The following is a 1,720-nucleotide window of genomic DNA, read 5'->3' as shown; positions in this document are numbered from 1 at the left end:
ATCCACTACCGACAACAGCGGCCGCAGCGTCGCTAGTGCTGGTGATGTCAACGGTGATGGCCTTGCTGATCTCATCGTTGGTGCTCTTCGCAGCGATCCGGCTGCGGGATCTTCCGCCGGCCGCAGCTACGTGGTCTTTGGCAAAACTTCCACCGCCGCCATCGATCTCTCCGCCATCGCAGGAGGAGCAGGCGGCTTTGTGATTAATGGCCAATCCTCTTCCGACTTAAGCGGCAGCAGCGTCGCTAGTGCTGGTGATGTCAACGGTGATGGCCTTGCTGATCTCATCGTTGGTGCTCCCTACAGCGATCCGGCTGCGCGCTACGACGCCGGCCGCAGCTATGTGGTCTTTGGCAAAACTTCCACCACCGCCATCAATCTCTCCGCCATCGCAGCAGGAGCAGGCGGCTTTGTGATCAATGGACAGTGCGCTGACGACTACAGCGGCAGCAGCGTCGCCAGTGCTGGTGATGTCAACGGTGATGGCCTTGCTGATCTCATCGTTGGGGCTGACCGCAGCGATCCGGCAGCGGGCAAAGACGCCGGCCGCAGCTATGTGGTCTTTGGCTCCACCAGCGGCGCCTTCTCACAGACCGCCGTCGACCAGCTCGGCACAACCGGCAACGACACCTTCACCGGCACCAGCGCTGCAGAAACCTTCGTTGGCAATGCCGGTAATGACACCTTCACTGGCAATGGCGCCGATGTGCTCTATGGCGGCAGCGGCAATGATCGCTTCTCCATCAACGCCTCGATGATCTCGGCCCTCCAGTCTCCTTTTGGAGCAGGGGGCAACACCGCCCAGCTGGCCCGCATCGACGGCGGCTCCGGCTTTGACACCATTGCCCTCTCAGGCTCCAGTCTCAGTCTGGATCTCACACTGGTGGCCAACCAGTCGGCTTCCAACACCAACAACTCTTCTCGCCTCTCCTCCATTGAGGCCTTCGATCTCACCGGCACCGGTAACAACACCCTGATCCTTGGGCTTGCCGATATCCGTGATCTGGCCCGCTTCAACTGGCTCAACAGCACAACTGCCGCTGGCCTGGGATTCTCTAATGGATCTTTCGCCCTACCCACCACAAGCCAGCGCCATCAGCTGCTGGTCCGCGGCAATGCCGGCGACGCGCTCAACCTCATGGATGGCAGCTGGGATTTCCTCGGCACGATCACCGGCTCCGGTGCCTTTGCAGGCACCTACAAGGTGCTCAACAGCAACACCAGCCTGGCCCAGCTGCTCGTTGACGAGGTCATCGCCTTCAACCAGCTCACCTCACCCCTGGTGCTTGATCTCGCCGGCGATGGCATTCACACCTTCTCCCCCGATCAAACATCGGGCCTGCTCTTTGATCTCAATGCCGACGGGAACCCCGAATCCAGCGGTTGGATCTCCCCGGCTGATGCCTTCCTCGCCCTCGACCTGGATGGCAATGGCCTGATCACTTCGGGCAGCGAGCTCTTTGGTAATGCCACACCCCTGGCTAATGGGTCCATGGCTGCTAACGGCTTTGACGCTTTGGCGGAGCTCGACAGCAATGCCGATGGCACCCTTGATGCCCTTGATTCCGCCTACAGCTCCCTGCTGCTCTGGCAGGACCGCAACACCGACGGCGTCTCTCAAGCTGATGAACTCACCGGGCTGCCTGCCGCTGGCATTCAATCGATCAACCTCAGCTACACCACCGGCTCAACGCTGAACAACGGCAACCTCATCCGCGAA

The 1,720-nt window shown here is 60.7% G+C and carries 1 protein-coding gene; it reads left to right on the top strand.

Annotated elements, in window-relative coordinates; all coding sequences use genetic code 11:
* Positions 1 to 1,720 (top strand): integrin alpha (locus AC01FP_RS17390; protein ID WP_474481969.1); only part of this gene is annotated, 1,720 nt, incomplete at both ends.

This window comes from Cyanobium sp. NIVA-CYA 375, from assembly GCF_056108345.1.
This window is presented reverse-complemented; position numbering and strand designations above follow the sequence as displayed.